The sequence below is a fragment of the Ancylobacter moscoviensis genome (genome assembly GCF_007559435.1).
Lineage (GTDB): Bacteria > Pseudomonadota > Alphaproteobacteria > Rhizobiales > Xanthobacteraceae > Ancylobacter > Ancylobacter moscoviensis.
On the sequence record NZ_VMBP01000001.1, the window covers coordinates 791,819 to 818,675 of the forward strand.

A 26,857-nucleotide genomic window follows, 5' to 3' on the forward strand; every position below is an offset into this window, starting at 1 on the left:
AAGGTGCACGCGCCTAAAAGCGGCGTCGCGCGCGGCGCGGCTCTTACGAAGCGTCCGTGACGCCTGCCCGGGGTGTCAGGCGGCGGTTGCCAGACCCGGCTGGAAACGGGTGGCCAGCGCCTGCAGAACCGGGATCTGGTCCTTCAGCTCGCGCCAGTGGGCCTGGTTGAGTTCCAGAATGGCGACGGCGCCGGGTTCGGGCCGCACGGCCTGGATGACCGCGTCCCAGTCGATCGAGCCCCAGCCAATCGGCAGGTGCAGGTCGCCCTCGCCAAAGGCGACCGCCTCGGCCGGATGGTAGATCCAGATGTCGCCGGGGCGGCCCTCATTCGGGCGGCCGAAGGAATCGTGCAGGTGGAAATGCGCCACATGCGGCGCCAGCGCCGCCATTTCGGCGATGGGGTCGAGCCGTGCATCCGTACAGCGAATGTAGGCGTGGCTGACGTCGAGCGTCGCCTTCACCGAGGGATGGTCGATCGCCGCGAGCTCGCCGGCGAGCTTGGACGGGGTGGCCGTCTCGCGGGCATGGATGAAGCGGAAGATGTTCTCGACGCACAGCGTCACGCCGAGCGAGGCGGCGTGGTCCCCGGCGCGGGCGAGGGCGTCGCGCTGGCGCGAATAGGCGACCTCGATGTCGTCTTCCGGATGGCGGACAAAACCGGTGTGCACCACCAGGTGGCGGGCGCCGATGGCCGCGGCGATCTCGATGTTCGCCGCCAGCACCTTCTCGTGGCGCGGCAGGCGGTCCGGCAGGTCCATCAGGTTGATAGCGAGCGCGCCGTGCGCGGTGTAGCCGAGCTCCCGGCCGGCGAGGGCGCGCTGGAGGTCCTTGAGCCGCGTGTCGAGGACCCGTCCCTCGACGATGAGGTGCCACGCATAGATCGGCAGCTCCACCACATCGACACCCAGCGCCTCCGCCTCGTCGAGCCCGATACCGACATCGTCGAATTCGGGGCTGCCTTCCTTGATCGAGTAGCCGGAGGCGCGGACGGCGGGTGCGGGGATGTGAAGCTGCATCGTGCGTATCTTCCCTTGGGTAAGAGGGGCGGGAGGACAGAAGCGCCCGCGAAGCACCGGGCCGCTTCTTAGGCCGGTTTTATGGCACACGCGTTACAGTTCGACCGAATCTCCAATAGAAACGGGCGGTTAGCAGGTATGCTCCGGCGGCGTGCCGGTCACATTCGCGGCGTGATCCAGCCGGCGACGGCGCCGACCGAATCGCGCACGATGCCGATGCGCCCGACCCCCGGCACCTCGAAGACGGGCCGCAGAACGGTGCCGCCAGCGCTCTCCACCGCGCCCACCCGGGCATCGACGTCGTCGACCGCGATGTAGGAGAACCAGTGGTCGGGGATGCCGTCGAATTCCGGCCCTGCGAGCACGAAGATGCCTCCCACGCGCGTATCGCCCATCTTGATGATGCAGTACGCGCTGCCGTCCTCGATCGGCATCGGCTCGTAGCTCCAGCCCAGCGTGGTCGCGTAGAACGCCTTGGCCGCCTCGATATTCCGGGTATTGAGTTCGTTCCAGACGAAGATCCCGTGGGCCGGCTGATTGTCCATGGCGCGTCCCCTCGTTAACGAGTTGGTTACGATAGCGCGAAATTCCGCCCGCATGGCGGTGCCTGGCGGCTGCGTCACCTGCCATGTTCACGCCGCTATGGCTTGCGATGTGGCGTGAACCCTTCTAGACCGATCTTCAGGCGCCGCCGGGCGGCGCGCCGCAAACTCTCCCGGACAATGCAGCTCTATCACCATCCCTTCTGCGCCCATTCGCGCCTCGTCCGTCTCGCCCTCGGCGAGATGGGGATCGAGCCCGAGCTGATCGAGGAACGGGTCTGGGAACGCCGACCCGACTTCCTGATGCTCGATCCCGCCGGCGCCACCCCGGTGCTGGTCGACGATGACGGTCTCGTCGTTCCGGGGGCCGACACGATCACCGAATATCTCGACGAGATGGCTGGCGCGGCGCTGGGCGACCGGCGGCTGCTTCCGGTGGACAGCGCGGCGCGGGTCGAGGTCCGCCGGCTTGCCGCCTGGTTCAACCACAAGTTCTTCGCCGAGGTCTCCGAGCCGCTGGTCCGCGAGAAGGTCTACAAGCGCTACATGCCGCGCGAGCTCGGCGGCGGGCCGCCGGACATGGCGACCATCCGCGCCGCGCGCGCCAATATCCGCTATCATCTGCAGTATATCGGCTGGTTGCTGAAGGCGCGGAACTGGCTCGCCGGCGACCGCATGTCCTATGCGGACCTCGCCGCGGCGGCGCATATTTCCAGCGTCGACTATCTGGGCGACGTGCCGTGGGAAGAGGATGAGGGAGCGAAGATCTGGTACGCGCGCATCAAGTCGCGTCCGGCCTTCCGGCCGCTGCTCGCGCTGACGATGGCGGGCATGCCGCCGGCGCCGTGCTACGCGGATCTCGATTTCTGACGCCTCGATCTCCGTCCCCGGAGGCCGCCAAGGCTCTGCTTTTCGCGCTTGCCCGCGACGAAGGCTTCGACGCGATGGGCATTGCGCGTGCCGATGCCATCCCCCATGCCGGTCCGCGCCTTCGTCAATGGATCGCCGACGGCGCCCATGGCGACATGGACTGGATGCCCGAGACCGCCGAACGCCGCGCCGCGCCGGACGGGCTGTGGCCGGAGGTCGCCTCCATCCTCATGCTCGGGCTCAATTACGGACCCGATGAGGATCCACGGGCGGTGCTCGCCCAGCGCACGCGCGGCGCCATCTCGGTCTATGCGCGCGGCGACGATTATCACGAGCTGATCAAGGGTAAGCTCAAGCGCATCGCCTCGCGCTTCGTGCCGCGCGCGGGCGGGCCGGAGCGCGTGCAGGTCAAGGTGTTCGTCGATACCGCGCCGCTGATGGAGAAGCCGCTGGCGGCGGCGGCGGGGCTCGGCTGGCAGGGCAAGCACACCAATCTCGTCTCGCGCGAGAAGGGAGCGTGGCTCTTCCTCGGCGCCATCGCCACCGATCTCGCCTTGCCGCCGGACGCACCCGAAAGCGACCATTGCGGTTCCTGCCGCGCCTGCCTCGACGCCTGTCCGACCGACGCCTTCCCGGCTCCCTACCGGATCGACGCCCGGCGCTGCGTTTCCTACCTCACCATCGAGCATCGCGGGCCGATCCCGCATGAATTGCGGCCGCTGATCGGCAATCGCATCTATGGCTGCGACGATTGCCTCGCCGCCTGCCCGTGGAACAAGTTCGCGGCGCTCGGCCACGAGGCCCGGCTCGCGGCGCGCGACGAGAATCGCGCCCCCGCGCTCGCCGATCTCGCTCGGCTCGACGACGCGGCCTTCCGCGCGCGCTTCACCAAGAGCCCGATCAAGCGCACGGGGCGCCCGCGCTTCCTGCGCAACGTGCTGATCGCCATCGGCAATTCGGGAGATGCCGCGCTGGCGCCGGAGGCCGAGCGGCTGCTGGCGGACGCGCATCCGCTGGTGCGCGGCGCGGCCGTGTGGGCGCTGTCGCGGCTGCTGGCGCCGGCCGCCTTCGCACGGTTGCGCGCCGCCCATGACGGCGAGACCGATCCGGATGTGAGGGAGGAATGGCTGCACGCCATTCCGGTGTCGTGAGGGCGTAACGGTGAAGACGCTGCTCTGTCTTGGCTACGGTTATTGCGCCCGGCGCTTCGTCGCCTTGCACGGGGCCGCCTTCGGGCGCCGCATCGGCACCAGCCGCGACGGGTCGCCCTGCACCGGTATGGAGATGGTCCGGTTCGAGGGCATGCCCTCGCCGGCGCTGATCGACGCCGTGCGATCGGCTGACATCGTGCTTGCCTCCGCGGCGCCGGGCGACGACGGCGACCCGTTTCTCGGTCCGCTCGGAGCCGCGCTGGAGCAGTCCGGGCGCAAGGGCGCGCTGGTCTATCTCTCGACCATCGGGGTTTATGGCGATTCCGGTGGGGCCTGGATCGACGAGGAGGCGCCGCTGCGGGCGACCGCACCGCGGGCGCGCCGGCGCATCGATGCCGAGGCGCAATGGCGTGCCACCGGGCGCGCGGCCGGACGACCGGCAGCTATCCTGCGGTTGGGCGGCATTTACGGGCCGGGGCGCAACGCGCTGCTCGACGTCGCCGCCGGTACGGCCCGCTGCATCGAACGCGACGGGCAGATGTTCAATCGCATCCATGTCGACGACATCGCCGCCACGATCCTCGCCGCCGCGGCGCAGGGTTTCGATGGTGTTGTGAATGTCGTCGACGACGAGCCCTCGGCATCCTGCGCGCCGGTGCGTTTTGCGGCCGAACTGCTGGGGGCGCCGGCTCCCGAGGCCGAACCGTTCGAGAGGGCGGCGACCCACATGTCGGCGATGGCGCAGTCGTTCTGGGCGGATAATCGCCGGGTGCGCAATGCCCGCCTGCACGCGCTCATCGGCGGCGTGCTGCTCTACCCGACCTATCGGGAGGGATTGGCGGCGCTTTTCGGCGCGGCTTCCGCGGAAACGGCTGGGCGCTGAGCATCCGGGAGCTCTGCCGGCAGGGTGGCCTCCACGACATCCGTGCTGCGCCGCCGGCGGGCGAAAGCGCTGAGGAACGAATCGACCGCGTGGTTGACGACCCGCTCGATGCTCGCCGCATCCGGCTGGGTCTCGTCGCCGAAGATCATCGGCATGACCAGCATGGCGTGACAGCCGATCATGAACTGCCAGGCGGCCAGCTCGACGTCGTTGATGGCCAGTTCGCCCCGCGCATCCTTGATGCTGAGCCATTCCGTCAGCCGGCTGACCCCGGCCTCCTGGCCGGCCTGCACATAGGCGCGGCCGATCTCCGGCAGTTTCTCGGCGACGCCGATGACCATGCGGACGGTGCGGATATGGCCGGGTTCGAGCATCGCCCGGATGTAGGAATGCCCCGTCGCGGTGAGCGCCTCGCGCACGTCGGCATCCGGATCGAGGTCGAAGCAGGCTTCCGCCGTTCTCTTGCACTCCTCGGTCACCAGCGCGGCGAACAGCTCCTCCTTCGAGGCGAAATAGACGTAGAGCGTGCCCTTGGAGACGCCAGCCACGCGGGCGATCTCGCCCATGCTGGCGCCGTCGAAGCCGCTGGAGAGAAAGACCTCGCGGGCGCCCCGCAGAATCTGCCACCGCTTTTCCTTGACGTGGCCGGAAGACGCCAGGGGGAGCGGTTCCGGCCGCGCGCACCAATTGCCCGGAGCGCGCGGCGCCGGCTGCTGGCGAGCAACGTTCGGAAACGAAGACATGCTGGGATCCCAAGTCCGTGTGGAAGCTAGTGATTTCAGATTGTGTCTACAGTCTGGATCATGCGGTCCGCTCTGGCAATGGCACCCTCCGCCGGAGCTGTCGGAAAATTTTGACCGAACCGTTCGGTTTTTATTGATTGGTTCCATGGAAATCGATATTCATCCAACTCCACCGACCGCCCGAGTTCGAAGGAACCCGCAAGCCTTTGAACAGCCATCGGCAGTTGGTAGAGGGAGGAGGGTTAATCCGCCCCCCAATCCTCCTCCCTCGTCTTTCCTTTCCGATTGCACGTCGAATTCGGTGCATCCGGGCCGGTCGCGGCCGGCGGCCGGGAGTCTGCGCTTGGCGTTCCCGCCTCGCCAGAGTATTGCTGCGGTGCCGGAGCCTCCGGCGGTCCCAGCGCGAACCCGGCCATGCCACCTTCCATCGCGTCACTTCTGTCCGTGACTTGTCGCCCCGCGGCACATCTCGCCTTTGACCGGAACCCGGATGGTTCCATCTGCCGGGCTGTCGCCGTCCTTCGCGGGTGCGGCGGGACGCATCATGGCTGAGCATCGCGTCGCCGGCCGCCGCGCCGTGCCCTTTGCCGCCGAGATCGCCGCGCTCGGCGTCGTCTTCGGCGATATCGGCACCAGCCCTCTCTACGCCTTCAAGCAGGGCCTGCTCGCCGTCGGCGGGCTCGGCGTGACCGACACGGACGTGCTGGGGCTGCTCTCGCTCATCACCTGGGCGATCATTCTCTCCGTTACCCTCAAATACGTCATGCTGGTGCTGCGGGCCGACAATGATGGCGAAGGCGGTATTCTCGCGCTCGTCACCCTGCTCGATCTGCACCGCTCGGCCACGCGCCGCCGCCTCTTCCTGCTGGTGGCGGGCCTCGTCGGCGCGGCCATGCTGATCGGCGACGGCGTGCTCACCCCGGCGATCTCCGTGCTGTCCGCGATCGAGGGCCTGGAGGTGATCGCGCCGGCGCTCGACCACTGGATCGTGGCGGTCACGGTGCTGGTCATCCTGGTCGTCTTCATTTCCCAGCGCGCCGGCACGGATCGCATCGGGGCGCTCTACGGGCCGGTGATGCTGGTCTGGTTCATCTCGCTCGGCGCGCTCGGCGTGCACGGCATCGTGCAGGCACCGGAGGTGCTGGCGGCGCTCGATCCACGCCACGGCCTGTTCCTGCTGGTCGATCATCCGCTGCTGGCCGGCGCCATACTGGGCGCGGCCTTCCTTGCCATCACCGGCGGCGAGGCCCTCTATGCCGACCTCGGGCATTTCGGCCGCCCGGTCATCACCCGCGCCTGGCTCTTCGTGGCCATGCCGGCGCTGCTGCTGAACTATTACGGCCAGGGCGCGAATGTGCTGGTCCACCGGGAATCGGTGCGCAATCCGTTCTACGACCTGTCGCCGGACGCCTTCGAGGTGCCGCTGCTGATCCTCGCCACCTGCGCCACGGTCATCGCCTCGCAGGCCATCATCACAGGCGTGTTCTCGCTGGCCAAGCAGGCCATCGAGCTCGGCTACCTGCCGCCGATGCGCATCCGCTACACCAGCGAGCGCAACGAGCAGCATATCTATGTCGGCCGGTTGAACTGGATCATGATGGTCGCCTGCGCGGCGATCGTGGTTTCCTTCGGCTCCTCCGACCGCCTTGCCTCGGCCTACGGTATCGCCGTGGCGATGGCGATGGTGGCGACCACCATCCTGTTCGTCGCCTATGTGCGGCGCAGCTGGAACTGGCCGTTGCCGGCGCTGATCGGGCTTGCCGGCGGCCTCGCGGTCATCGACCTCTCCTTCGCCACCGCCAATCTCACCAAGCTGCACGACGGCGGCTGGCTGCCGGTGGCCATCGCCAGCATGGTGCTGGTGGTGATGGTGTCGTGGCGGCGCGGGCTCGAGGGGCTGGGCATCCAGCAGCGCCGCTTCACCGAGCCGCTGGAGGATTTCGTCGCCCGAGGCCGCCCGCCGAACTGCGCCATCAGCCCGCGCACCGCGATCTTCCTGTCGCGCGGCGGTGCCGTCACGCCGGTGGCCCTGGGCCGCCTGTCCGAACTCCTGAACATCCAGTTCGACAAGGCCGTGATCGTCTCGGTGTGGATCGCCTCGCGTCCGCGCGTGGCGGTGGACGAGCGGGTACGCGTGCTGCCGCTCGATGCCACCCATATCCGCGTCGACGTGCGCTTCGGCTACATGCAGCAGATCGACGTGCCCGCGGTGCTCGGCCCGGCGCTCTACGCCCAGGGCGTCGATCCCGACGAGGCGGTCTATGTAATCGGCCATGAGCGTGTGATGCCACCCGACGACATACGCGGCGTGCGCGACGTGCTCGCCCATGTCTTCGCCTTCCTCGCGCGCAACGCCGAACGCTCGGTCGACCGCTTCGGCCTGCCGCGTCCGCGCACCATCGAGATCGGCTATCCGGTAAGGCTGTAGACGCCCGGCTCATCACGCCCGCGCGAGCGTGCTGGAACGGCCTTGCCCTCGCCTCTATCTGGCGGAACAAGCCGGGCGTCGCCGTCCGCATGCCGGTGCCGCACGAGCGAGGTGCGGCAATGCGCCGATCATGGCCGGAATGTGTTCCGAAAGCCGTTCGGGTCTGCTAGGGCTGCACGGACGGGTGCGACAGGAGGACGGGTGTGCGATGAGTGGACTGAAGCTGCTTCCCGGCTGGCTGCGCGAGCGCATCGGCTGGCACACGCTCGGTCTCATCGCCAGCCTCGTCATCATCGGCGTCGCGGTCACCGTCCTCTACGAGATGCTGCGCAACATCCGGCCCGCCGAGGTTCTGGATGCGCTGACCGATACGGACCCGTGGCGCATCGCGCTTGCCGCGCTGTTCGTCGCCGGCGCCTATTTCACCCTCACTTTCTATGACTGGTTCGCGCTGCGGACCATCGGCAAGCCGCATGTGCCCTATCGGGTGGCGGCGCTGGCCTCCTTCACCTCCTATTCCATCGGCCACAATATCGGCTTCTCCGCCTTCACCGGCGGCACGGTGCGCTACCGGATCTATTCGGCGCACGGGCTGGGCGCGGTGGATGTCGCCAAGCTCTGCTTCATCACCGGCCTCACCTTCTGGCTCGGCAACATCGCCATTCTGGGCCTCGGCATCTCGGTCGAGCCTTGGGCGGCGAGCGCGGTCGACCAGCTGCCGCCCTGGGTGAACCGGCTGATCGGCCTCGCGCTGCTGGCCAGTCTCGCGGCCTATGTCGTGTGGGTGGGCATCAAGCCGCGCCGGATCGGGGTCGGCGAGGGGCACTGGACCGTCACGCTGCCGGGCTCGAAGCTGACGCTGCTGCAGATCGTCATCGGCATCATCGACCTGTCCTTCTGCGCGGCGGCGATGTACGTGCTGATGCCCGAGCAGCCCTTCATCGATCCGATCGCGCTCGGCGTGGTGTTCATCTCCGCGACGCTGCTCGGCTTTGCCAGCCACGCGCCGGGCGGGCTCGGCGTGTTCGATGCCGCCATGCTCGTGGCGTTGCCGCAGTTCGAGACCGAACCGCTGCTGGGTGCCCTGCTGCTCCTGCGCCTGCTCTATTACGTGACGCCCTTTGCGCTGGCGCTGATCATCATGGGCGCGCGGGAACTCCTGCTCAGCCGCCGCCGCCTTGCCGCCCGGAAGGGCATCTCTCCCGAGCCGCTCGCGGCCCTTCCGGTGATCGAGCCGGAGCCGGCGGAGGCCGACGTGCCGGCTGAGGATACCGAGCGCCGCCGCGCTGCCGGCTAACGGAGGCTAGCGTCCGAGGCTGGGCAGCAGGCTCTTCATCCCGGGCGGCAGCTTTGTGGTGCGCACGCCCTTGGGCAGCTCGAAACGCCCGGGATCCTGCGGCACGCGCTCCAGTTCGGTGACTTCGAAGAGCACGACCTTCTTGCCCTCCATGGTCGTCTCGTTCCGCAACACGATGCCGTCGGCGGTGATGCAGCTGTCCACCGGGGCCTTCAGCGCCTTGCTTTCGATACGCCAGAGATCGCACGTCTCGCCGGCGACCTGGTCGGTGCCGGTCCGCGTGCCGTTGCGGGCCTCGCTGGAGAAGGGGTGGCCGGGTGGCAGCGCCATCTCGATGGCAACGCCCTCCATGCCGGGCAGGTTGACCATCACCAGCATGCTGCTGGTGTCGAGATTGACCAGGCTGGTCATGAGGCCGGGTACGTTGGCGTTGGAAATGTCGAGGCGCAGGCGCCTGCCGTGGTGGGCCACCTGCATTTCCACGCCCTGCGGCGCCTTCGCCTTCGCCCGGTAGTCCGTAGCCGGCAGCGGCAGAGGCTCCGCACCGGCAACGCCGATATCAATCGACATCCCGACGCCGAGCATCCACGCGGCAACGTTCAAGCTGCGCATTCTTCTTGCCCACCTTATCAGGCCGGAACCGCGATCCGCATCGCGCCCCGGCCTCCGCGTTCAGGCGGACGGTCGTTCGAGGAACTCACGCCCGTCGAGCACGATGGCCGGATCGGGAACGCCGACCAGCCTGTCGTCTCTGCCCTCATACGGAATTTGGGCGAGTATTTGACGTATGACACCGAGTCGCGCCCTCATTTTGTCGTTGGCGCGGACGACGGACCAAGGGACCGGCGCGTGCGTGGCGCCGATCATCGCGTCGCGCGCGGCCGAAATGGCATCCCAGCGGGCCGGCGCGGCCAGGTCGACCGGTGACAGCTTCCAGCGCTTGAGCGGGTCGATGTGGCGCTCGTACAGGCGCTTGAGCTGCATTTCGCGGCCGATGTCGAGCCAGATCTTGAACAGCCGGATGCCGTCGTCGATCAGCATCTTCTCGAAGGTGGGCACCTGCTCCAGGAAATGCGCGGTTTCCTGTGGCGTGCAGAAGCCCATCACCGGCTCGATGACGGCCCGGTTGTACCAGGACCGGTCGAAGATCGCGATCTCGCCACGCGGCGGCAGGTGCGCCACATAACGTTGGAAGTACCACTGCCCGGCTTCGACGCTGCTCGGCTTGTCGAGCGCCACGATGCGTACGAAACGCGGATTGAGATGCTGGGTGAAGCGGAGGATCGTGCCGCCCTTGCCGGCGGCATCGCGCCCTTCGAACACGATCGCCACCCGCTCGTGGGTCGATTTCACCCATTCCTGCAGCTTGAGCAGCTCGATCTGCAGTCCGTGCAGTTCCTTCTCGTAGACCTTGCGCTTGGGCCGGTCGCTATAGGGATAGCCGCCGCTGCGATAGGCGCGGGCGGCAATGAGAGGGGAAAGCTCCGGAGCATCCACGGCGAAGGAGGCGATGGCCTTCGCCAGCTGTTCCTCGGTGCGGCCCGCCTTTGCCGAGATGGGTTTGCCGGGCGCAGGCTTGACGGCGGCCTGCCCGGCTCTGTCCACCTTTGCGGAACGGGATTTCTTTTCCGATTTCGCGCCGGACGTGGTGTCCGATTTGGCGGCTGATTTCGCGACGGCCTTCGCGACCGCCTTCGCTTGGGATTTCGTTGCCGCCTTGGCCGGCTTCTTCGTCATATGGAAGCCTCTCAACTGTAACATAAGGAAAGACGTGCCGCCTTTCCTCGATTCGCGTGCCCAAGCCCGGAACCCATTTCCGGGCCTTTTGCACGCGGCGCGGAGGCAGCATATCCAATGAAACGCTTCGCGGGAAACGTTCGGCAGGAAACGTTGGCCATGGCCCTGGGTGATGCAAGCCGTCTGGCGGAGGATACGTTGCGCGAGCGCCTCGTCGGCGCGCGCTGGATTCTCGGCGCCGCCGCGTTGGGCCTTGGGGGCGCGGCGTGGGCCGACGCGATCGAGCCGGGCACGGCCTTCGTGATCGGCGCGCTCATTGCCGGCGCCGCGGTACTTCCGGCGCGCAGGCGTCCCGTCGCCGCCGCCCTTGCGCGCTTTGCCGGCGAGCCGAAGGCGCCCCCGCGCGCCGACGAGCGGCTGCCCGCGCTCGTGCGCGCCTTGCCGGAGGCTGCCCTGCTGCTCGACGCGCGCGGTACGGTCGTTGCCGCCAATGCCGCTGCGGTCGGGCTGCTGGCCAGCGTGCGGGTGGGCGATCCGGTCTCCTTCGCCGTGCGCGTGCCGGAGGTGTTGGAGGCGATCCGCGCCGCCACCGCCGACGGCGTCGCCCGCCGGATCGAGTTTGCGGAGCGCGTGCCGATCGACCGCCTGCTGCGCGCCGACATCGTGCCGATCCGGCCGGGGCTGCTGCGCGACGGCGCCCCTACCGAGGCGGTGCTGCTCGGCTTCATCGACCTGACGCCGCAGAGGCGCGTCGAGCAGATGCGGGTGGACTTCATCGCCAATGCCAGCCACGAGCTGCGCACCCCGCTTGCCTCGCTCTCCGGCTTCATCGAGACCTTGCAGGGCCCGGCGCGCAACGATGCCAATGCCCGCGAGCGCTTCCTGAAGATCATGGGAGAGCAGGCGCGGCGCATGTCGCGCCTTATCGACGACCTGCTCTCATTGTCGCGGATCGAGCTCAACGCCCATTTGCGGCCGGAGACGGAGGTCGATCTCGTCTCCGTCATCAGTCATGTGCGCGACGCGCTCGGCCCCATTGGGCGTGAACGCGATGTCGAGGTCGCCTTCGATCATCCGCCGGCCCCGGTCAATGTGCGCGGCGACCGGGACGAGTTGATCCGCGTCTTCGAGAATCTGGTGGAGAACGCGCTGAAATATGGCGGTGCGGGCGGACGGGTGGAGGTCGGCATCGTGCGCGAGGGGCCGGATGTCGTCGTCTCCGTGCGGGACTACGGCCCGGGCATCGCCCCCGAGCATGTGCCGCGTCTGACGGAACGCTTCTATCGCGTCGACACCGCCCATTCGCGCGAGCAGGGTGGCACGGGTCTCGGTCTTGCCATCGTCAAGCACATCGTGGCCCGCCATCGTGGTAAGCTCGGCATCGAGAGTGTGCCGGGCGAAGGTTCGACATTCTCGGTAAGACTTTCCGCCGCCTCGTCGGCAGGTCAAAAACAGATGACAGATCAATAGCTTGATCTGTCATCAAGGCGTCATCGCCGGGTCATAGAACCTTGGTGCCCGGGCGTTAAGAGTCCCGTGTGAACCCTTCGCCCGCCGGCCAATCGCGCATCCGGGTGCGTCTTCCGCGATGCAGCCGGTCTCCCGACCTAAGGAGAAGACCCTTGAAATTCACCCGTATTCTCGGCGCTGCGGCGCTGTCGTTCGGCGCCGTCTTTTCGGGCGCCGCCTTCGCGGCCGACATCAATGGCGCTGGCGCCTCCTTCCCGGCCCCGGTCTATCAGGCCTGGGCTGCCGCTTATAAGGAGAAGACCGGTACCGGCCTGAACTATCAGTCCATCGGTTCCGGCGGCGGTCAGAACCAGATCGTCAACCGCACGGTCGATTTCGGCGCCTCCGACGCGCCGATGAAGGACGACAAGCTCGAGGCCGCCACGCTGCTGCAGTTCCCGACCGTGATCGGTTCGGTGGTCGCCATCGTCAACCTCGACGGCATCGAAGGCCTGGTGCTCGACGGCGCGGTGCTCGCCGACATCTACCAGGGCAAGATCACCAAGTGGAACGACGCGAAGATCGAGGCGCTGAACAAGGGCAAGAAGCTGCCCGACCTCGCCATCGTCCCGGTCTACCGTTCGGACAGCTCCGGCACTTCCTTCGTGTTCACCTCCTACCTCGCCGCCACGAGCGAGGACTGGAAGTCCAATGTCGGCGCCGCCACCTCGGTGCAGTGGCCGACCGGCGCGGGCGCCAAGGGCAATGAAGGCATTGCCGGCACCGTGAAGAACACCAAGGGCGCCATCGGCTACGTCGAGTTCATCTACGCCGCGGCCAACAAGCTCGCCACCACCGACCTCGTGAACAAGGCCGGCAAGGTCGTGAAGCCCGAGACCAAGGCTTTCGTCGAGGCCGCGGCCGCCGCCGACTGGAAGGGCGCGAAGAACTTCGCCGCCTCGATGATCAACACCCCCGGTGAAGGCGCCTGGCCGATCACCTCCGCGACCTACATCCTGCTGCCGAAGAACCCGACCAATGCCGCCCAGTCGGCCGAGGCCATCAAGTTCTTCGACTGGGCCTTCGGCGCGGAAGGCGACGCCATCGCCGAGAAGCTGCACTACATCGCGCTGCCGGACTCGGTCGTCGAGGAAGTCCGCAAGGCCTGGGCGAGCGAAGTGAAGGCCGACGGCAAGGCCGTCTGGACCAACTGATCGCCGACGGAAAAAGGGAGGGGCGGCTGCCGACACGGCCGCCCCTTCTCGTCCGAACGTCCGACGAGTAGTCTGGCGCCCGCGCCAGCGACGCCCGCGATCCCATATGTGCCCTGCCGCCCCGGCGGCCGCTTGCGCGGCCCGGGAGCTGCCTGAAGGACCCTTTAGATGGACGCCACTCTCAGCGGAACGCAGGCGGCACGGAGCCTCGCAACCGCTCACAAGCCGACCGGCCGCGTCAGCGATCCCATTTTCGTCGGGCTCCTGTGGGGCTGCGGCATCTTCGTGCTGCTGCTGCTCGGCCTGATCATCGCCATGCTCTTCGAGGGCGGACTGCCGGCCCTGCGCGAGTTCGGCATCAGCTTCCTCTGGTCCACCGCCTGGAACCCGGTCACCGAGCGCTTCGGCGCCGGCGTCATGGTGTTCGGCACCCTGTTCAGCGCCATCATCGCCGTGATCGTGGCGCTGCCGCTGTCCTTCGGCATCGCCTTCTTCCTGACCGAGATCGCGCCCGGCCCCTTCCGCCGCCCGGTCGGCGTCGCGATCCAGCTCCTCGCCGCCGTTCCCTCCATCATCTACGGCATGTGGGGCTTCTTCATCGTCGTGCCGCTGATCGCCACCTATGTGCAGCCGCCGCTGATCGAATGGCTTGGGCCGATCCCGCTGATCGGCGCGCTGTTCCAGGGCCCGCCGCTGGGCGCCGGCATGCTCACCGCCGGCCTGATCCTCGCGCTGATGATCCTGCCCTTCATCACTGCGATGTTCGTCGAGGTGCTGGAATCGGTGCCGCCCATGCTGAAGGAATCCGCTTACGGCGTCGGCGCGACCACCTATGAGGTCTACCGCAACGTCTCGGTTCCCTACGGGCGTACCGCCATGGTCGGTGCCATCATGCTGGGCCTCGGCCGCGCGCTGGGCGAGACCATGGCCGTGACCTTCGTCATCGGCAACGCCACGCGCATGTCGGCCTCGCTCTTCGCGCCGGGCGCTACCATCGCCTCGACCATCGCCAACGAGTTCCCCGAAGCCTCGATCGGCTCGCTGAAGCTCCAGGCGCTGCTGCAGCTCGGCTTCATCCTGTTCGTGATTTCCTTCATCGTGCTGGCGCTGTCGCGTCTGCTCGTCCGGTCCCGGCTCAAGGGCTGAGCGGAGGTTTTTGAAAAATGGCATCGCTCGCCCGTCGCCGCGCCACCGACTACGCCGTCAAGGCCATCTCCACCGGCTTTGCCGCGCTCTCGCTGGTGTTTCTCGCCTGGATCCTCTGGACGCTGCTCTCGCGCGGCCTTCCCGCGCTCGGCCCGCACGTCTTCACCAAGATCACCGCGCCGCCCGGCGCGGGGGGCGGTCTTCTCAACGCCATCGTCGGCTCGCTGATCCAGATCGGCGTGGCGCTCGTGATCGGCACGCCGATCGGCCTGATGTGCGGCACCTTCCTCTCTGAGAACGGACGCGGCACGCATGTCGGCAATGCGGTGCGCTTCGTCAATGACGTGCTGCTTTCCGCGCCGTCCATCCTCATCGGCCTGTTCGTCTACCAGCTCCTCGTCGTCCCCTTCGGCGGCTTCTCGGGCTGGGCGGGTTCGATCGCGCTGGCCATCCTCGTCATCCCGGTGGTGGTGCGCACCACCGAGGACATGCTGAACCTCGTTCCGATCGGCCTGCGCGAGGCGGCCTTCGCGCTCGGCGCGCCGCAGTGGAAGGTCGTCACCTTCGTGACCTGGCGCGCGGCCCGCGCCGGCATCGTCACCGGCATCCTGCTGGCGCTCGCCCGCGCCGCCGGCGAGACAGCGCCGCTGCTCTTCACCTCGCTCGGCAACAATGGCTGGTCGATCAGCCTCAACGCGCCGATGGCGAGCCTGCCGATCGCCATCTACCAGTACGCCGCCAGTCCCTTCGAGGACTGGGTCGCCCTCGCCTGGGCGGGCGCCCTCATCATCACCGTCGGGGTTCTGACCCTGAACATCCTTTCCCGCCTCGTCCTGGCGAAGATGAAGTGAGACGGACCATGAACTTCGCACCTGAAACGTCGATCGACATCGCCTCCGCCGTGAACCGCGCCACCGCGCCGTCGGCGGAGCCCAAGCTCAAGGTCGAGAAGCTGAATTTCTACTACGGCGACAACCACGCGCTGAAGAACATCAACTTCGACATTCCCGAGAAGCGCGTCACCGCGATGATCGGTCCCTCGGGCTGCGGCAAATCCACACTGCTGCGCATCTTCAACCGCATGTACCAGCTCTATCCGGGGCAGCGCGCGGAAGGAAAGATCCTGCTCGACGGCGCCGATCTGCTCGGCAAGCAGCTGGATTCCACCGTGGTGCGCTCGCGCATCGGCATGGTGTTCCAGAAGCCGACGCCGTTCCCGATGTCGATCTACGACAACATCGCCTTCGGCGTGAAGCTGCACGAGAGCCTCGGCAAGGCGGCGATGGACGAGCGCGTCGAATGGTGCCTGCGCAAGGCGGCGATCTGGGAGGAGACCAAGGACCGTCTCCACACCTCGGCGCTCGGCATGTCCGGTGGCCAGCAGCAGCGCCTGTGCATCGCTCGCACCATCGCGGTGCGCCCGGAAGTGATCCTGCTCGATGAGCCGACCTCGGCGCTCGACCCGATCTCGACCTCGAAGATCGAGGACCTGATCGACGAGCTGAAGCAGGAATTCACCATCGTCATCGTGACGCACAACATGCAGCAGGCGGCGCGCTGCGCCGACATCACCTCGTTCTTCTATCTCGGCGAGCTGATCGAAGTCGGCCCGTCCAACGAGATCTTCACCAATCCGCGCGAGGCCCGGACCCGCGACTACATCACCGGCCGCTTCGGCTGAGCCGGCGACGAGAGAGGCTGATCCCATGACCGAACATATCGTCTCGTCGTTCGACACCGACCTCAAGGAAATCGGCCGCAGCGTGGTCGAGATGGGCGGACAGGCCGAGCGCCTGGTCGCCGATTCCGTGGAAGCGCTGGTCAAGCGTGACACCGAACTCGCCCAGAAGGTGATCGTGCTCGACGGCCCGGTCGACCTGTTGCAGCGGGAGATCGAGGAGAAGGCGGTTCTCACCATCGCCCGTCGCCAGCCGCTGGCCAGCGACCTGCGCGAGATCGTCGCCGCCATGCGCATCGCCAACGATCTGGAGCGGATCGGCGATCTCGCCAAGAACACCGCCAAGCGCGTCCTGGCGCTCACCGGCGAGTTCCACCCGCAGAAGCTGGTGCGCGGCGTCGAGCACATGTCCAACATCGTGCTCGAGCAGCTCAAGGTGGTGCTGGATTCCTATGCCAGCCGCGACGACGCGAAGGCGCTGGAAGTCTGGCAGCGCGATGGCGAGGTCGACATCCTCTACACCTCGCTGTTCCGGGAGCTTCTCACCTACATGATGGAAGACCCGCGCAACATCTCGCTGTGCACGCACCTGCTGTTCTGCGCCAAGAACATCGAGCGGATCGGCGACCACGCGACCAACATCGCCGAGACCGTGCACTACCTCGCCACCGGTCAGCTCCTTACCGAGGAACGCCCGAAGCAGGACACCAGCAGCCTGACCAGCGTGGCGTTCCCGGCCTGAGGCCATCGGCGCCCTGCGAACGATCGGGAACGCGACCATGCCGACCAATATTCTGATCGTGGAGGATGAGGAGCCCCTCACCCTCCTCCTGCGCTACAACCTCGAATCCGAGGGCTACTCGGTGGAGAGCGTCGGCCGTGGCGACGAGGCGGAGACCCGGCTGCGCGAGAGCGTGCCGGATCTCCTGATCCTCGACTGGATGCTGCCCGGCCTTTCCGGCATCGAGCTGTGCCGGCGCCTGCGCGCGCGCTCGGAGACCGAGCGCATGCCCATCCTCATGCTCACCGCCCGCGGCGAGGAGACCGAGCGCGTGCGCGGCCTCGCCACTGGCGCGGACGATTATGTGGTGAAGCCCTTCTCGGTGCCCGAGCTGGTGGCGCGCGTGCGTGCTCTGCTGCGGCGGGCAAAGCCAGAGCACATCTCGACGTTGCTGCGCGCCGGCGACATCGAGCTCGACCGCGAGACGAAACGTGTCCACAGGGCAGGACGCGAGCTGCATCTCGGTCCGACCGAGTTCCGTCTGCTGGAATTCCTCATGCAGTCGCCGGGACGGGTCTACTCGCGCGAGCAATTGCTCGACGGCGTCTGGGGGCAGGACGTCTATATCGACGAGCGCACGGTGGACGTGCATGTCGGGCGCCTGCGCAAGGCGCTGAACCGCCCGCGCCAGCCCGATCCGATCCGCACCGTGCGCGGCTCCGGCTATTCCTTCAACGAGATGTTTGCCCGCGCGCATTGAGGTGCGGGCCGCGCCCCTTCTCAGGCGGCGGATGTGCGCCGGAACTGCTGTTCGATCTCCAGCAGCCGCTGCTTGCGCCACAGCCCGCCGCCATAGCCGGTCAGCGAGCCGTCGGCCCCGATCACGCGGTGGCAGGGTATGATGAGCGCCAGCTGGTTTGCGCCATTGGCCCGCGCGACGGCGCGGATGGCCGCGGGCTGCCCGATCCGGCGCGCGATCTCGGAGTAGCTCACCGTCACGCCGGGAGGGATCCGTCGCAGCTCGCTCCAGACCGCCTTGGTGAAGGCGCTTCCGTCGAGCGCGAGAGCGGTACGGAACTCGGCGGAGGTTCCGGCGAAGAAGGCATCCAGCTCGGCGCGGATCTGCTCCGTCGGCGCATAGGTTCCTATGCCGAGGTCGCCCTTGGCGCGCTGGCGCAGCCGGCCGATCTCGGTGGAGAGTGCCTTGCGCTCGACGAACTCCAGAAGATGCAGATGCGAGGCGCTGGAGATCGCGATCATGTCGCCGAGCGGCGTGCGGATCCAGTCGGCCAGCAGCGTTCCTCGGCCGGAAATCTCGGCCGGCGCGCACCCCATCAGCCGGGCGAAGGCGGCGCGGAAGGCGCTGGGGGATTCAAAGCCGGCTTGCTGCTGGGCCTCGATCACCCTGCCGCCCTCCGCCAGCGTCTCGAATCCCTCGCGCAGGCGCCGGTGTCGCGCCATTTCGAGGAAGGTCATGCCGAACTGCCGTTTGAAGGCACGGCGGACCGTCGACAGATCGAAGCCCATCCGCTCCAGATGCCCCTCGCTCCAGCGTCGCTCCGGCCGCGCGTCGAGGGCATCGAGCAGGGTGCCGATCATCGGATCGGCGGAGGCGGCGGGCTGCAGCGGATGGCAGCGCTTGCAGGGGCGGAAGCCGGCCTCGATGCACTCGCCGATCGTCGAGACGAAGGTGCAGTTCTCGGGGCGCGGCTTGCGCGCCGGACAGGTCATCCGGCAGAAAATGCCGGTGGTGGCCACGCACACATAGGCCCGCCCGTCATACCCTTCGTCACGGTCGAGAAGGGCGCGGTAGAGCGTGGCAGGATCGGGCAGGTCGAACAGCATGGCCCAGACCTAGCACGGCCATCAGATCACGCCGCCGCAAATCGGGCGTTTATTCTCGCCGTGCGTCCCGACGGCTGTCTCAACCCTGCCGATTGTGGCCTCTCCTCGGCCAGTTGTGCGTGAGCACGAAGTCGGCGATGCGCGGGGCGATCTCGGCGCGGAAGCGCGAGCCGTTGAATACACCGTAATGGCCGACGGTGGGCTGGAGATAGTGCACCCTCATGTCGTCGGGCAGGTTCGTGCAGAGTCGCTGGGCGGCCTGCGTCTGCCCGACGCCGGAAATGTCGTCGTTCTCGCCCTCGACGGTGAGCAGCGCCACGTTGCGGATCTTCGAGAGATCGACCCTCTCGCCGCGATGGGTCAGCGTGCCGCGCGGCAGGGCGTGGTCGATGAACACCGACTGCAACGTCTGGAGGTAGTACTCCGCCGGCAAATCCATGACGGAGAGATACTCGTCGTAGAATTCGCGGTGCTTGGCGGCGGAGTCGCCGTCGCCTTTCACCAGGTGGCCGAACATCTCGGCATGCGCCTGGAGATGACGCTCAAGGTTCATCGACACGAAGCCATGCAGTTGCAGGAAGCCGGGGTAGACCTGCCGCATCACGCCGGGGTGGGGCCATGGAACGGTAGTGATGACGTTGCGGCGGAACCAGTCGATGCCGCGATCCTTGGCGAAATGGTTCACCGCCGTGGGGCTTTCGCGGGTGTCGATGGGGCCGCCCATCAGCACCATGGAGGCCGGCACGTTCGGGTCTTCCATGGCTTCCATGCGCGCCACGGCAGCGAGCACGGGCACAGCCGGCTGACACACCGCAAGCGCATGCACGCCGCCGCCGAGATGGCGGAACATCTCGATCACGTAGTCGATGTAATCGTCGAGATCGAAGCGGCCGGCGGCGGACGGCACGTCGCGCGCGTCCTCCCAGTCGGTGATGTAGATGTCATGGGTTGGCAGCAGCGTTTGTACCGTGCCGCGCAGTAGCGTCGCGTAGTGGCCAGAGAGTGGCGCGACGATCAGCATACGGGGCTGCGGGCGGCGCGGTTGCTGGGGAAAGTCGCGCTTGAAGTGCAGTAGCCGACAGAAGGGGCGCTCCCACACGGTCTCGACCTCGACCGGCACATGGGTAGCGCCGACGACCGTCTCGGTGATGCCCCAGTCCGGCTTGCCGTAGCGCCGCGTCGCGCGCTCGAACAGTTCGCACGCCGCCGACATCGACTTTCCGAAGCCGGTATGGGCGAGCGGGTTGGCCGGGTTGCGATAGTAGAGCCGCCCCGCATCCGCCATGACCCGCAACGGGTCGAGGGCGGCGTGGCCCATCTCGAACATCCAGTAGAGCGGCTTGGACAACGCCGACGTCGTCTCGATCGTCGCCGCCGGCGTCTGTGCCGCTTCCGCCGCGTCCGGGACATCTCCGAATACGCCGATCGCCATGGCATGCCTCCTTCGCAGGGCCCGTCTCCGGTCGATTTTCTCGGGACGGCTTTCTTGTGCGTTGCAACATAAATAGGCTCTTTGACGGCAACGTCAACGAAGCCGCCGCTCTCGCCCTCTGGCGGCATCTGCGGCTATAGAGGTCGCTCGGGCGCCGGCAGGGCGTCGCGGACGGGGCAAATCCATGTCGCTCTCGCTCGACCATCCGATCGGCGAACGCTTTTTCGGGCTGCGGCTCGACACGCTGATCCGCTTGCGCTGGCTTGCTATTTCCGGCCAGACCCTCGCCATCGTCTTCGTGGAATGGGTGCTCGGCTTCTCGCTGCCCATCGGCGCCTGCCTTGCCGTGGTGGCGCTCTCCGCCTGGCTGAATCTCGCCCTGCGCCTGCGCAATCCCGGTGCGCGGCGGCTGTCGGACGCCGAGGCGGCATGGCTGCTGGCCTATGACATTCTCCAGCTCGCCGCGCTTCTGTTCCTCACCGGCGGCCTCGCCAACCCCTTCGCGCTGCTCTTCCTTGCGCCCGTGCTGATTTCGGCGACCGCGCTGTCGCCGCGCACCACCGTGCTGCTCGGCGTGCTCGCGGCGGTCTGCGCCGCGCTGGTGGGGCTGTGGCAGATGCCGCTGCCCTGGGCCGGCAGCGGGCACCTCGTCGGTGCCGCGCCGCTGCTGCCGCCGCTCTATCTCGTCGCCAACTGGCTGGCGCTGGCCATCGCCATCGCCTTCATGGGCGTGCATGCCTGGCGGGTGGCGGAAGAAACGCGCGAACTTTCCGAGGCGCTGGCCGCCACCGAGCTGGTGCTGGCGCGCGAGCAGCACCTCTCGGCGCTGGACGGCCTCGCCGCCGCGGCGGCCCATGAGCTCGGCACGCCCCTTGCCACCATCACCGTGGTGGCGAAGGAACTCGCGCGCTCGCTGCCGCCCGACAATCCGGTGAGCGACGACGTCCGTCTGGTGAGCGAACAGGCCGAGCGCTGCCGGGCCATCCTGCGCACGCTCACCAGCCTCGGCGCCGGCGACGCGCCCTTCGACCGCATGCCGATCTCGCACATCCTGGAGGATGTCGTCGCCCCGCACCGGAACTTCGGCATTACCATCGCGGTGACGCTGCCGGCGCGGGCGGCGGAAGGAAGCGACGAGCCGATCATCGCCCGCAATCCCGGCCTGCTCTACGGCCTCGGCAACATCGTCGAGAACGCGGTCGATTTCGCCGAGAGCCGGGTGAACATCGTCGCCAACTGGACCGGCGAAGACGTGACCATCACCATCACGGATGACGGCCCCGGCTTCCCGCCCGAGCTGATCGACAGCATCGGCGCTCCCTATGTGACGAGCCGCGGCCGCCATCGCTGGCGGCGCGATGTCGAACCGGAGAGCGAGGAAGGGCAGCAGGGGCTCGGTCTGGGCGTGTTCATCGCCAAGACGCTGCTGGAACGGTCCGGCGCCGAGCTGGCCTTCGTCAACCGCCCGCCGCCCGCTCACGGGGCGTCGGTGAGCGTGCGCTGGCTGCGGCGGCTGATCGACATCTCCGGCGAGCGCGACGTCGTGGAAGAGGACACCACGAAGGCGTGATGACGCCGCCCTGTGACAATTTTGCTCTCGCGGCCTCACGCGTATAAACTTGCCGAAAAGTCGAATAAGCGGGCGCGTCGTCCGGGAGTGGCACTGGCTGCGATCGACCGGCGACCGGCATCTGGGAAGGCTCGAAATGCTCGATATCACCTCGGACCCGCAGGACCGCACGCTCCTGATCGTCGATGACGACCGGCCTTTCCTGCAGCGCCTCGCCCGCGCCATGGAAACACGTGGTTTCACCGTGACCACGGCGGAGACGGTTGCCGACGGGCTCGCCAGCGTGGAGGGCAGCGCGCCCGCCTTCGCGGTGGTCGACATGCGGCTCGGCGACGGCAACGGCCTCGATGTCATCTCGGCGCTGAAGCGCCGCCGCCCCGAGGCGCGCGGCATCATCCTCACCGGCTACGGCAATATCGCCACGGCGGTGAACGCGGTGAAGATGGGGGCGGTCGATTATCTGGCGAAGCCCGCCGATGCCGACGACATCTGCGCCGCCCTGAACGCGCAGGGCGACTACAAGCCCCAGCTTCCGGAAAACCCGATGTCGGCCGACCGGGTGCGCTGGGAGCATATCCAGCGCGTCTACGAGCTGTGCGGGCGCAACGTGTCGGAAACCGCCCGCCGCCTGTCCATGCATCGCCGCACGCTCCAGCGTATCCTCGCCAAGCGCGCGCCGCGCTGAGGGAGCCGCGCGCCTGTCAGTGGAGGCGCCGCAACCTGCGGAGCGGAATAGGGAAAAGTCCGGTAGGCGGGAGAGCATCGCGCCTTTAGGTTGGAGCCTCACGCAACGTCAGACGAGCGCCCCGGACCGATGACCGTCGATGCCGTTTCGCAAAACGTTCCGCCCGCCACCGTCACCGACCCCGCCGATCCCGCCGCCCGTTCCGACTGGCACGCCCTGCCTCACGAGGAGGTGGCGGGCCGGCTCGGTGTCACCGCCACCGGCCTGAGCGCCGGCGAGGCGCAGCTCCGCCTGGAGCGGCACGGGCCCAATGCGTTGCCCGAGACGCCCGGCCGGCATCCGCTCCTGCGCTTCCTCGCGCAGTTCAACAGCGCGCTGATTTATTTCCTGCTGGCCGGCGCGACCGCCGCCCTCATCCTCGGCCATGGCGTCGATGCGGGCGTGATCATCGCCGTCGTGCTCATCAACGCCCTTGTCGGCTTCGTGCAGGAAGGCAAGGCCGAACAGGCGCTGCGCGCCATACGCAACATGATCTCGCCGCACGCCAATGTGCTGCGCGACAGCCGGCGCATCAGCGTGGAGGCACGCGATCTGGTGCCGGGGGACATCGTGCTGCTGGAGGCCGGCGACCGCGTGCCTGCGGATACGCGGCTCATCCGCGCGCGCGGCATGCTGATCGACGAGGCCATTCTCACTGGCGAGTCGGTGGCGGCGGCCAAGCGCGAGGAGCCCGCCCCGGCGGAGGCGGCGCTCGGCGACCGTCATTCCATGGCGTTCTCGGGCACCACGGTGGCGGCCGGGCAGGGGGCGGGGATCGTCGTTTCCACCGGACCGCACACCCAGATCGGCCGCATCGGCCGGCTCATCGCCGAAGTGGAGCCGCTGGCCACCCCGTTGCTGCGCCAGGTCGATGCCTTCGCCCGCCGCTTCACCTGGACGGCGATCATCGGCGCGCTCGTGCTGTTCCTGTTCGCCGTGGCGGCGCGCGACTATGGCTGGACCGACGCCTTGATGGCCGTGGTGGCGCTGGCCGTCGGCGTGGTGCCGGAAGGACTGCCGGCGGTCATCACCATCACGCTGGCCATCGGCGTGCGGCGCATGGCGCGGCGCAACGCCGTCATCCGCCGGCTGCCGGCGGTGGAAACGCTCGGCGCGACCTCGGTCATCTGCTCGGACAAGACCGGCACGCTGACCCGCAACGAGATGACGGCCCGCCGGCTGATCGTCGCCATGCCCACCGGCCCGGCCGCGATCGAGGTGTCGGGCACCGGATACTCGCCCGAGGGCGAGCTGAGCTGGCCGCAGCCCGGCACGCCGTCCGAAACGGCGCAGGACCTGCTGCGCTGCGGGCTGCTGTGCAACGACGCGCATCTCCACAACGAAGCCGGCGTGTGGCGGGTCGAGGGCGACCCGATGGAAGGGGCGCTGGTGTCGCTCGCGGTCAAGGCGGGGCTGAGCCCGGCGCTGGAGCGCGGCGCCTGGGCGCGGCGGGACGAGATCCCCTTCGACGCGGCCTATCGCTTCATGGCGAGCCTGCATCAGGGGCCGCAGGGAGAAGCGGTCATCTTCGTGAAGGGCGCGCCGGAAGAGGTGCTCGCCCTTTGCCCGGCCCCCGGCGAGGGCTGGAACGACGCCATCGCGCAGGCGGCGGCCGAGGGCGAGCGGGTGCTCGGCTTCGCCATGAAGCGGCTCGCGGAGGCGCCGGCGCGGCTCGGCTTCGACGATGTGCGGGAAGGTTTCGTCTTTCTCGGCCTCGTCGGCTTCATCGATCCGCCGCGCCCCGAGGCGGTGGCGGCCATCGCCGAGTGCCGCACCGCCGGCATCGGCGTGAAGATGATCACCGGCGACCACGGCGCCACCGCCGGCGCCATTGCCCGCCAGCTCGGCCTCGCCGAGGAGCCGGTCGTCGTCACCGGCGCCGAGGTCGACGCGGCCTCCGACGAGGACCTCGTCGGCATCGCCGCCCGCACCTCGGTGTTCGCCCGCACCAGCCCGGAGAACAAGCTGCGCATCGTGCGGGCGCTGCAGTCCACCGGCGCGGTGGTGGCGATGACCGGCGACGGGGTGAACGACGCGCCCTCGCTCAAGCAGGCCGATGTCGGCATCGCCATGGGCCGCAAGGGCACGGAGGCGGCCAAGCAGGCCGCCGAGGTGGTGCTGCTCGACGACAATTTCGCCTCCATCGTCGCGGCGGTGAAGGAGGGGCGCACCGTCTACGACAACATCCGCAAGATGATCGCCTGGACGCTGCCGACCAATGGCGGCGAGGTGCTGGCCGTCATCGCCGCCATCATCGTCGGCAGCATCATGCCGATGTCGCCGGCCCAGATCCTCTGGATCAACCTCATCCTCACCGTCACCCTCGGCCTCGCGCTGGCCTTCGAGCCGACCGAGCCGGGCATCATGGACCGCCCGCCGCGCGCGGCCGGGGCGGCGCTGCTGTCCCGCTTCATGCTGTGGCGGGTGATCTTCGTCTCCGTGCTGTTCATGCTGGCGGCCTTCGCCATGTTCGCGCTGTCCATGGGGCGCGGGCAGGGGGTGGAGATGGCGCGCACCATCGTGGTCAACACCATCGTGGTGATGGAGATCTTCTACCTGTTCAACGTGCGCTTCCTGCACATGAGTTCCATCACCTGGCGGGGCGCGCTGGGCACCCCGGCGGTGCTGCTGGCGCTGGCGGCGGTGGTCGCGGGGCAGTTCGCCTTCACCTACCTGCCGGTGATGCAGGAGATCTTCGACACCCGCCCCGTCGCCTTCCTCGACGGCGTGATGATCGTCGGCGTCGGCGTGCTGCTGATGATCGTGCTGGAGGTGGAGAAGGCGCTGCTCCGGCGCCTCGGCGTGTTTTCCGCCGAGGAGATGTGAGGGGGCGTCCGGGCGTGATAAAGCGCGTGTCGGGCCAAGGAGAAACGTGACATGCCTGACACCGCGATGCTGCAGCGCCTGCGCGATACGCTCGGCGAGGCGGGGGTGCTGACCGATCCGGAGCGGCTGGCGCCCTATCTCGTCGACCATCGCGATCTGGTGCGGGGCAAGGCGCCGGCGGTGCTGCGGCCGTCCTCCGTCGCGCAGGTGCAGGCGATCATGCGCCTTGCCGCCGAATACCGGGTCGGCATCGTGCCGCAGGCCGGCAACACCAGCTACTGCGCGGGCGCCACGCCGGACGCCTCCGGCGGGCAGTTCGTGCTGAGCCTCGAGCGGCTGGACAAGGTGCGCGCGGTCGATCCGCTCGATGCCGCCATCTCGGTCGATTCCGGCGTCATCCTCCAGCGTGCGCAGGAAGCGGCGGCGGCCGCGGGCCTGTATCTGCCGCTCAGCCTCGGTTCGGAGGGCTCCTGCCGGATCGGCGGCGTCATCGGCACCAATGCCGGCGGGCTCTCGGTGCTGCGCTACGGGATGACGCGCGACCTCGTCCTCGGGCTGGAGGTCGTGCTGGCGGACGGCACGCTGGTTTCCGACATGAAGAAGCTGCGCAAGAACAACACCGGTTACGACATCCGGCAGAACTTCATCGGCGCGGAAGGCACGCTCGGGGTCGTCACCGGGGCCGTGCTCAAGCTCATTCCCGTCCCGCACCGGCGGGCCACCGCCTGGGTGGAGCTGACGGCCGGGGCGCCGCTGCCCGAGATGCTGGCGCTGGTGCGGCGCGAGAGCAGCGATCTCGTCTCTTCCTTCGAGTTCATCACGGCGCGCTCGCTGGCGCTGGTCTCCGGCGCCGACGGCCGGCTGAAGAGCGGCAGCGGCGGCGTCATCCTCGTCGAGCTCTCCTCCTCCTCGCAGCACCTGCCGATCGAGGAACTGCTGGAAGGCGTGATGGGCGAGGTGGTGGAGGCGGGCTGGGCGGAGGACGTCATCATCGCCCAGACCGAAGCGCAGCGCGCCGATATGTGGCGCATCCGCGAGACCATTCCCGAGGGCGAGAAGCACTTCGGCGGTTCGGTGAAGCACGACATCTCGGTGCCGCTTGGCCGCACGGTGGACTTCCTCGCCGCCGGCGGCGCGGCGGTCGCCGCCTATGACCCGGCGCTCGAGCTGTCGGTCTACGGCCATGTCGGCGACGGCAATTTGCACTACAACGTGCTCGTTCCGCCGGGCGAGGACCGGCTCGCCTTCACCGACCGGATCGGCCGCGAACTGGCGCCGGCGCTCTACGACATCGCCATCGGCATGGGCGGCACCTTCAGCGCCGAGCACGGGGTCGGCCGCCTGAAGCGCGGCCTGCTCCAGCACTATGCCGATCCCGGCCGCTACCGGGTGCTGCGCGGCATCAAGGGCCTGTTCGATCCGCATGGCGTGATGAACCCCGGCGCCATGGTCGACCCGGCCGAGGGCCTGATCGCCGACTGAGCCGGGCCCTCGCCCGGTTTCGCCAAGCGATTGGCGGGACTGCCTATTTCATGGGCGTGGCGGCCAGAATTTGGAGTTGCGGGGCCGGCGGGGGCGGACGAT

23 protein-coding genes are annotated in these 26,857 nt (G+C 68.2%); 16 read left to right on the forward strand and 7 right to left on the reverse strand.

All coding sequences use genetic code 11. From position 1 onward, the window contains the following. Positions 1 to 75 precede the first annotated feature (75 nt). Both FO470_RS03695 and FO470_RS03700 read right to left on the reverse strand, forming a co-directional pair. On the reverse strand, positions 76 to 1,017 hold the full coding sequence (locus FO470_RS03695; protein WP_144341551.1) for a sugar phosphate isomerase/epimerase family protein: 942 nt from the start codon (positions 1,015 to 1,017) through the stop codon (positions 76 to 78). A 158-nt stretch (positions 1,018 to 1,175) separates the two neighbouring features. Further along, a complete protein-coding gene (locus FO470_RS03700; RefSeq protein ID WP_144341552.1) occupies positions 1,176 to 1,562 on the reverse strand; it encodes a VOC family protein in 387 nt (128 codons plus the stop codon). Between the two features lie 177 nt (positions 1,563 to 1,739). Here FO470_RS03700 and FO470_RS03705 point away from each other — a divergent pair, with 177 nt between their 5' ends. Genes FO470_RS03705 through FO470_RS03715 form a run of 3 tightly spaced genes read left to right on the forward strand, consistent with a single transcriptional unit; the run spans position 1,740 to position 4,463 of the window. Then, positions 1,740 to 2,429 carry a glutathione S-transferase family protein gene (locus FO470_RS03705; protein ID WP_144341553.1) on the forward strand — a complete coding sequence of 230 codons (690 nt, stop codon included), beginning with the start codon at positions 1,740 to 1,742 and terminating at the stop codon, positions 2,427 to 2,429. After that, positions 2,405 to 3,580 carry a tRNA epoxyqueuosine(34) reductase QueG gene (gene queG / locus FO470_RS03710; RefSeq protein WP_144341554.1) on the forward strand — a complete coding sequence of 392 codons (1,176 nt, stop codon included), beginning with the start codon at positions 2,405 to 2,407 and terminating at the stop codon, positions 3,578 to 3,580. Before FO470_RS03705 ends, queG begins: the two co-directional genes overlap by 25 nt. Positions 3,581 to 3,590: 10 nt before the next feature. Next, complete coding sequence (locus FO470_RS03715) at positions 3,591 to 4,463, forward strand: NAD-dependent epimerase/dehydratase family protein (protein ID WP_144341555.1); 873 nt, start codon at positions 3,591 to 3,593, stop codon at positions 4,461 to 4,463. Here FO470_RS03715 and FO470_RS03720 read toward each other — a convergent pair. Further along, positions 4,403 to 5,206 (reverse strand): TetR/AcrR family transcriptional regulator, encoded by an 804-nt coding sequence (locus FO470_RS03720; RefSeq protein ID WP_144341556.1) that lies wholly within the window; start codon positions 5,204 to 5,206, stop codon positions 4,403 to 4,405. The genes FO470_RS03715 and FO470_RS03720 overlap by 61 nt on opposite strands. A 544-nt stretch (positions 5,207 to 5,750) precedes the next feature. Here FO470_RS03720 and FO470_RS03725 point away from each other — a divergent pair. Both FO470_RS03725 and FO470_RS03730 read left to right on the forward strand, forming a co-directional pair. Next, complete coding sequence (locus tag FO470_RS03725; RefSeq protein ID WP_186291819.1) at positions 5,751 to 7,634, forward strand: potassium transporter Kup; 1,884 nt, start codon at positions 5,751 to 5,753, stop codon at positions 7,632 to 7,634. A gap of 208 nt (positions 7,635 to 7,842) precedes the next feature. After that, on the forward strand, positions 7,843 to 8,931 hold the full coding sequence (locus FO470_RS03730) for a putative bifunctional lysylphosphatidylglycerol flippase/synthetase (RefSeq protein WP_144341557.1): 1,089 nt from the start codon (positions 7,843 to 7,845) through the stop codon (positions 8,929 to 8,931). A 6-nt stretch (positions 8,932 to 8,937) separates the two neighbouring features. Here the strand turns inward: FO470_RS03730 and FO470_RS03735 are convergent, their stop codons facing one another. Together FO470_RS03735 and ppk2 are read right to left on the reverse strand one after the other, a co-directional pair. Next, positions 8,938 to 9,543: a hypothetical protein gene (locus tag FO470_RS03735; RefSeq protein WP_144341558.1), complete on the reverse strand. Its 606-nt coding sequence runs from the start codon at positions 9,541 to 9,543 to the stop codon at positions 8,938 to 8,940. Positions 9,544 to 9,603: 60 nt separating this feature from the next. Beyond that, positions 9,604 to 10,668 (reverse strand): polyphosphate kinase 2, encoded by a 1,065-nt coding sequence (gene ppk2, locus FO470_RS03740; protein WP_186291820.1) that lies wholly within the window; start codon positions 10,666 to 10,668, stop codon positions 9,604 to 9,606. Between the two features lie 159 nt (positions 10,669 to 10,827). Here ppk2 and FO470_RS03745 point away from each other — a divergent pair, with 159 nt between their 5' ends. From FO470_RS03745 to phoB, 7 genes are all read left to right on the forward strand, one after another. Further along, the gene (locus FO470_RS03745; protein WP_144341559.1) at positions 10,828 to 12,138 is read left to right on the forward strand and encodes an ATP-binding protein; all 1,311 of its coding nucleotides are present in this window, start codon (positions 10,828 to 10,830) and stop codon (positions 12,136 to 12,138) included. 152 nt (positions 12,139 to 12,290) lie between these two features. Further along, entirely contained in the window at positions 12,291 to 13,331 is a 1,041-nt protein-coding gene (gene pstS, locus FO470_RS03750; protein WP_144341560.1) for a phosphate ABC transporter substrate-binding protein PstS, read from the forward strand. A gap of 168 nt (positions 13,332 to 13,499) precedes the next feature. Next, the gene (gene pstC, locus FO470_RS03755; RefSeq protein WP_144341561.1) at positions 13,500 to 14,477 is read left to right on the forward strand and encodes a phosphate ABC transporter permease subunit PstC; all 978 of its coding nucleotides are present in this window, start codon (positions 13,500 to 13,502) and stop codon (positions 14,475 to 14,477) included. Between the two features lie 17 nt (positions 14,478 to 14,494). Further along, a complete protein-coding gene (gene pstA, locus FO470_RS03760) occupies positions 14,495 to 15,328 on the forward strand; it encodes a phosphate ABC transporter permease PstA (protein ID WP_144341562.1) in 834 nt (277 codons plus the stop codon). 8 nt (positions 15,329 to 15,336) lie between these two features. Beyond that, positions 15,337 to 16,158, forward strand: a complete 822-nt coding sequence (gene pstB, locus FO470_RS03765; RefSeq protein WP_144341563.1) for a phosphate ABC transporter ATP-binding protein PstB — start codon at positions 15,337 to 15,339, stop codon at positions 16,156 to 16,158. Positions 16,159 to 16,183: 25 nt separating this feature from the next. Beyond that, the gene (phoU, locus tag FO470_RS03770) at positions 16,184 to 16,897 is read left to right on the forward strand and encodes a phosphate signaling complex protein PhoU (protein ID WP_144341564.1); all 714 of its coding nucleotides are present in this window, start codon (positions 16,184 to 16,186) and stop codon (positions 16,895 to 16,897) included. A 37-nt stretch (positions 16,898 to 16,934) separates the two neighbouring features. Then, on the forward strand, positions 16,935 to 17,636 hold the full coding sequence (phoB, locus tag FO470_RS03775) for a phosphate regulon transcriptional regulator PhoB (RefSeq protein WP_144341565.1): 702 nt from the start codon (positions 16,935 to 16,937) through the stop codon (positions 17,634 to 17,636). A gap of 20 nt (positions 17,637 to 17,656) precedes the next feature. On the opposite strand, the gene FO470_RS03780 is transcribed toward phoB, so the two are convergent. Then, on the reverse strand, positions 17,657 to 18,721 hold the full coding sequence (locus FO470_RS03780; protein ID WP_144341566.1) for a bifunctional transcriptional activator/DNA repair enzyme AdaA: 1,065 nt from the start codon (positions 18,719 to 18,721) through the stop codon (positions 17,657 to 17,659). A gap of 79 nt (positions 18,722 to 18,800) precedes the next feature. Further along, a complete protein-coding gene (locus FO470_RS03785) occupies positions 18,801 to 20,153 on the reverse strand; it encodes a polyhydroxyalkanoate depolymerase (RefSeq protein ID WP_144341567.1) in 1,353 nt (450 codons plus the stop codon). Between the two features lie 184 nt (positions 20,154 to 20,337). Between FO470_RS03785 and FO470_RS03790 the strand changes: the two genes are divergently transcribed. The 4 genes from FO470_RS03790 (at position 20,338) to FO470_RS03805 (ending at position 26,755) form a co-directional block, all read left to right on the forward strand. Beyond that, entirely contained in the window at positions 20,338 to 21,723 is a 1,386-nt protein-coding gene (locus FO470_RS03790) for an ActS/PrrB/RegB family redox-sensitive histidine kinase (protein ID WP_144341568.1), read from the forward strand. A gap of 136 nt (positions 21,724 to 21,859) precedes the next feature. Then, positions 21,860 to 22,408, forward strand: coding sequence for an ActR/PrrA/RegA family redox response regulator transcription factor (locus FO470_RS03795; RefSeq protein ID WP_144341569.1), 549 nt, complete (start codon positions 21,860 to 21,862; stop codon positions 22,406 to 22,408). A 129-nt stretch (positions 22,409 to 22,537) separates the two neighbouring features. Beyond that, positions 22,538 to 25,273, forward strand: a complete 2,736-nt coding sequence (locus FO470_RS03800; RefSeq protein ID WP_144341570.1) for an HAD-IC family P-type ATPase — start codon at positions 22,538 to 22,540, stop codon at positions 25,271 to 25,273. Between the two features lie 51 nt (positions 25,274 to 25,324). Then, complete coding sequence (locus FO470_RS03805) at positions 25,325 to 26,755, forward strand: FAD-binding oxidoreductase (protein WP_144341571.1); 1,431 nt, start codon at positions 25,325 to 25,327, stop codon at positions 26,753 to 26,755. The last annotated feature ends 102 nt before the right edge of the window (positions 26,756 to 26,857 follow it).

Excerpts from the sequence above, each read along its gene's own strand:
- FO470_RS03695 (WP_144341551.1), bottom strand. The coding sequence starts at position 1,017 with ATGCAGCTTCACATCCCCGCACCCGCCGTCCGCGCCTCCGGCTACTCG.
- FO470_RS03700 (WP_144341552.1), bottom strand. The coding sequence starts at position 1,562 with ATGGACAATCAGCCGGCCCACGGGATCTTCGTCTGGAACGAACTCAAT.
- FO470_RS03705 (WP_144341553.1), top strand. The coding sequence starts at position 1,740 with ATGCAGCTCTATCACCATCCCTTCTGCGCCCATTCGCGCCTCGTCCGT.
- FO470_RS03720 (WP_144341556.1), bottom strand. The coding sequence starts at position 5,206 with ATGTCTTCGTTTCCGAACGTTGCTCGCCAGCAGCCGGCGCCGCGCGCT.
- FO470_RS03725 (WP_186291819.1), top strand. The coding sequence starts at position 5,751 with ATGGCTGAGCATCGCGTCGCCGGCCGCCGCGCCGTGCCCTTTGCCGCC.
- FO470_RS03730 (WP_144341557.1), top strand. The coding sequence starts at position 7,843 with ATGAGTGGACTGAAGCTGCTTCCCGGCTGGCTGCGCGAGCGCATCGGC.
- FO470_RS03735 (WP_144341558.1), bottom strand. The coding sequence starts at position 9,543 with ATGCGCAGCTTGAACGTTGCCGCGTGGATGCTCGGCGTCGGGATGTCG.
- ppk2 (WP_186291820.1), bottom strand. The coding sequence starts at position 10,668 with ATGACGAAGAAGCCGGCCAAGGCGGCAACGAAATCCCAAGCGAAGGCG.
- FO470_RS03745 (WP_144341559.1), top strand. The coding sequence starts at position 10,828 with ATGGCCCTGGGTGATGCAAGCCGTCTGGCGGAGGATACGTTGCGCGAG.
- pstC (WP_144341561.1), top strand. The coding sequence starts at position 13,500 with ATGGACGCCACTCTCAGCGGAACGCAGGCGGCACGGAGCCTCGCAACC.
- pstA (WP_144341562.1), top strand. The coding sequence starts at position 14,495 with ATGGCATCGCTCGCCCGTCGCCGCGCCACCGACTACGCCGTCAAGGCC.
- pstB (WP_144341563.1), top strand. The coding sequence starts at position 15,337 with ATGAACTTCGCACCTGAAACGTCGATCGACATCGCCTCCGCCGTGAAC.
- phoU (WP_144341564.1), top strand. The coding sequence starts at position 16,184 with ATGACCGAACATATCGTCTCGTCGTTCGACACCGACCTCAAGGAAATC.
- phoB (WP_144341565.1), top strand. The coding sequence starts at position 16,935 with ATGCCGACCAATATTCTGATCGTGGAGGATGAGGAGCCCCTCACCCTC.
- FO470_RS03780 (WP_144341566.1), bottom strand. The coding sequence starts at position 18,721 with ATGCTGTTCGACCTGCCCGATCCTGCCACGCTCTACCGCGCCCTTCTC.
- FO470_RS03785 (WP_144341567.1), bottom strand. The coding sequence starts at position 20,153 with ATGGCGATCGGCGTATTCGGAGATGTCCCGGACGCGGCGGAAGCGGCA.
- FO470_RS03790 (WP_144341568.1), top strand. The coding sequence starts at position 20,338 with ATGTCGCTCTCGCTCGACCATCCGATCGGCGAACGCTTTTTCGGGCTG.
- FO470_RS03795 (WP_144341569.1), top strand. The coding sequence starts at position 21,860 with ATGCTCGATATCACCTCGGACCCGCAGGACCGCACGCTCCTGATCGTC.
- FO470_RS03800 (WP_144341570.1), top strand. The coding sequence starts at position 22,538 with ATGACCGTCGATGCCGTTTCGCAAAACGTTCCGCCCGCCACCGTCACC.
- FO470_RS03805 (WP_144341571.1), top strand. The coding sequence starts at position 25,325 with ATGCCTGACACCGCGATGCTGCAGCGCCTGCGCGATACGCTCGGCGAG.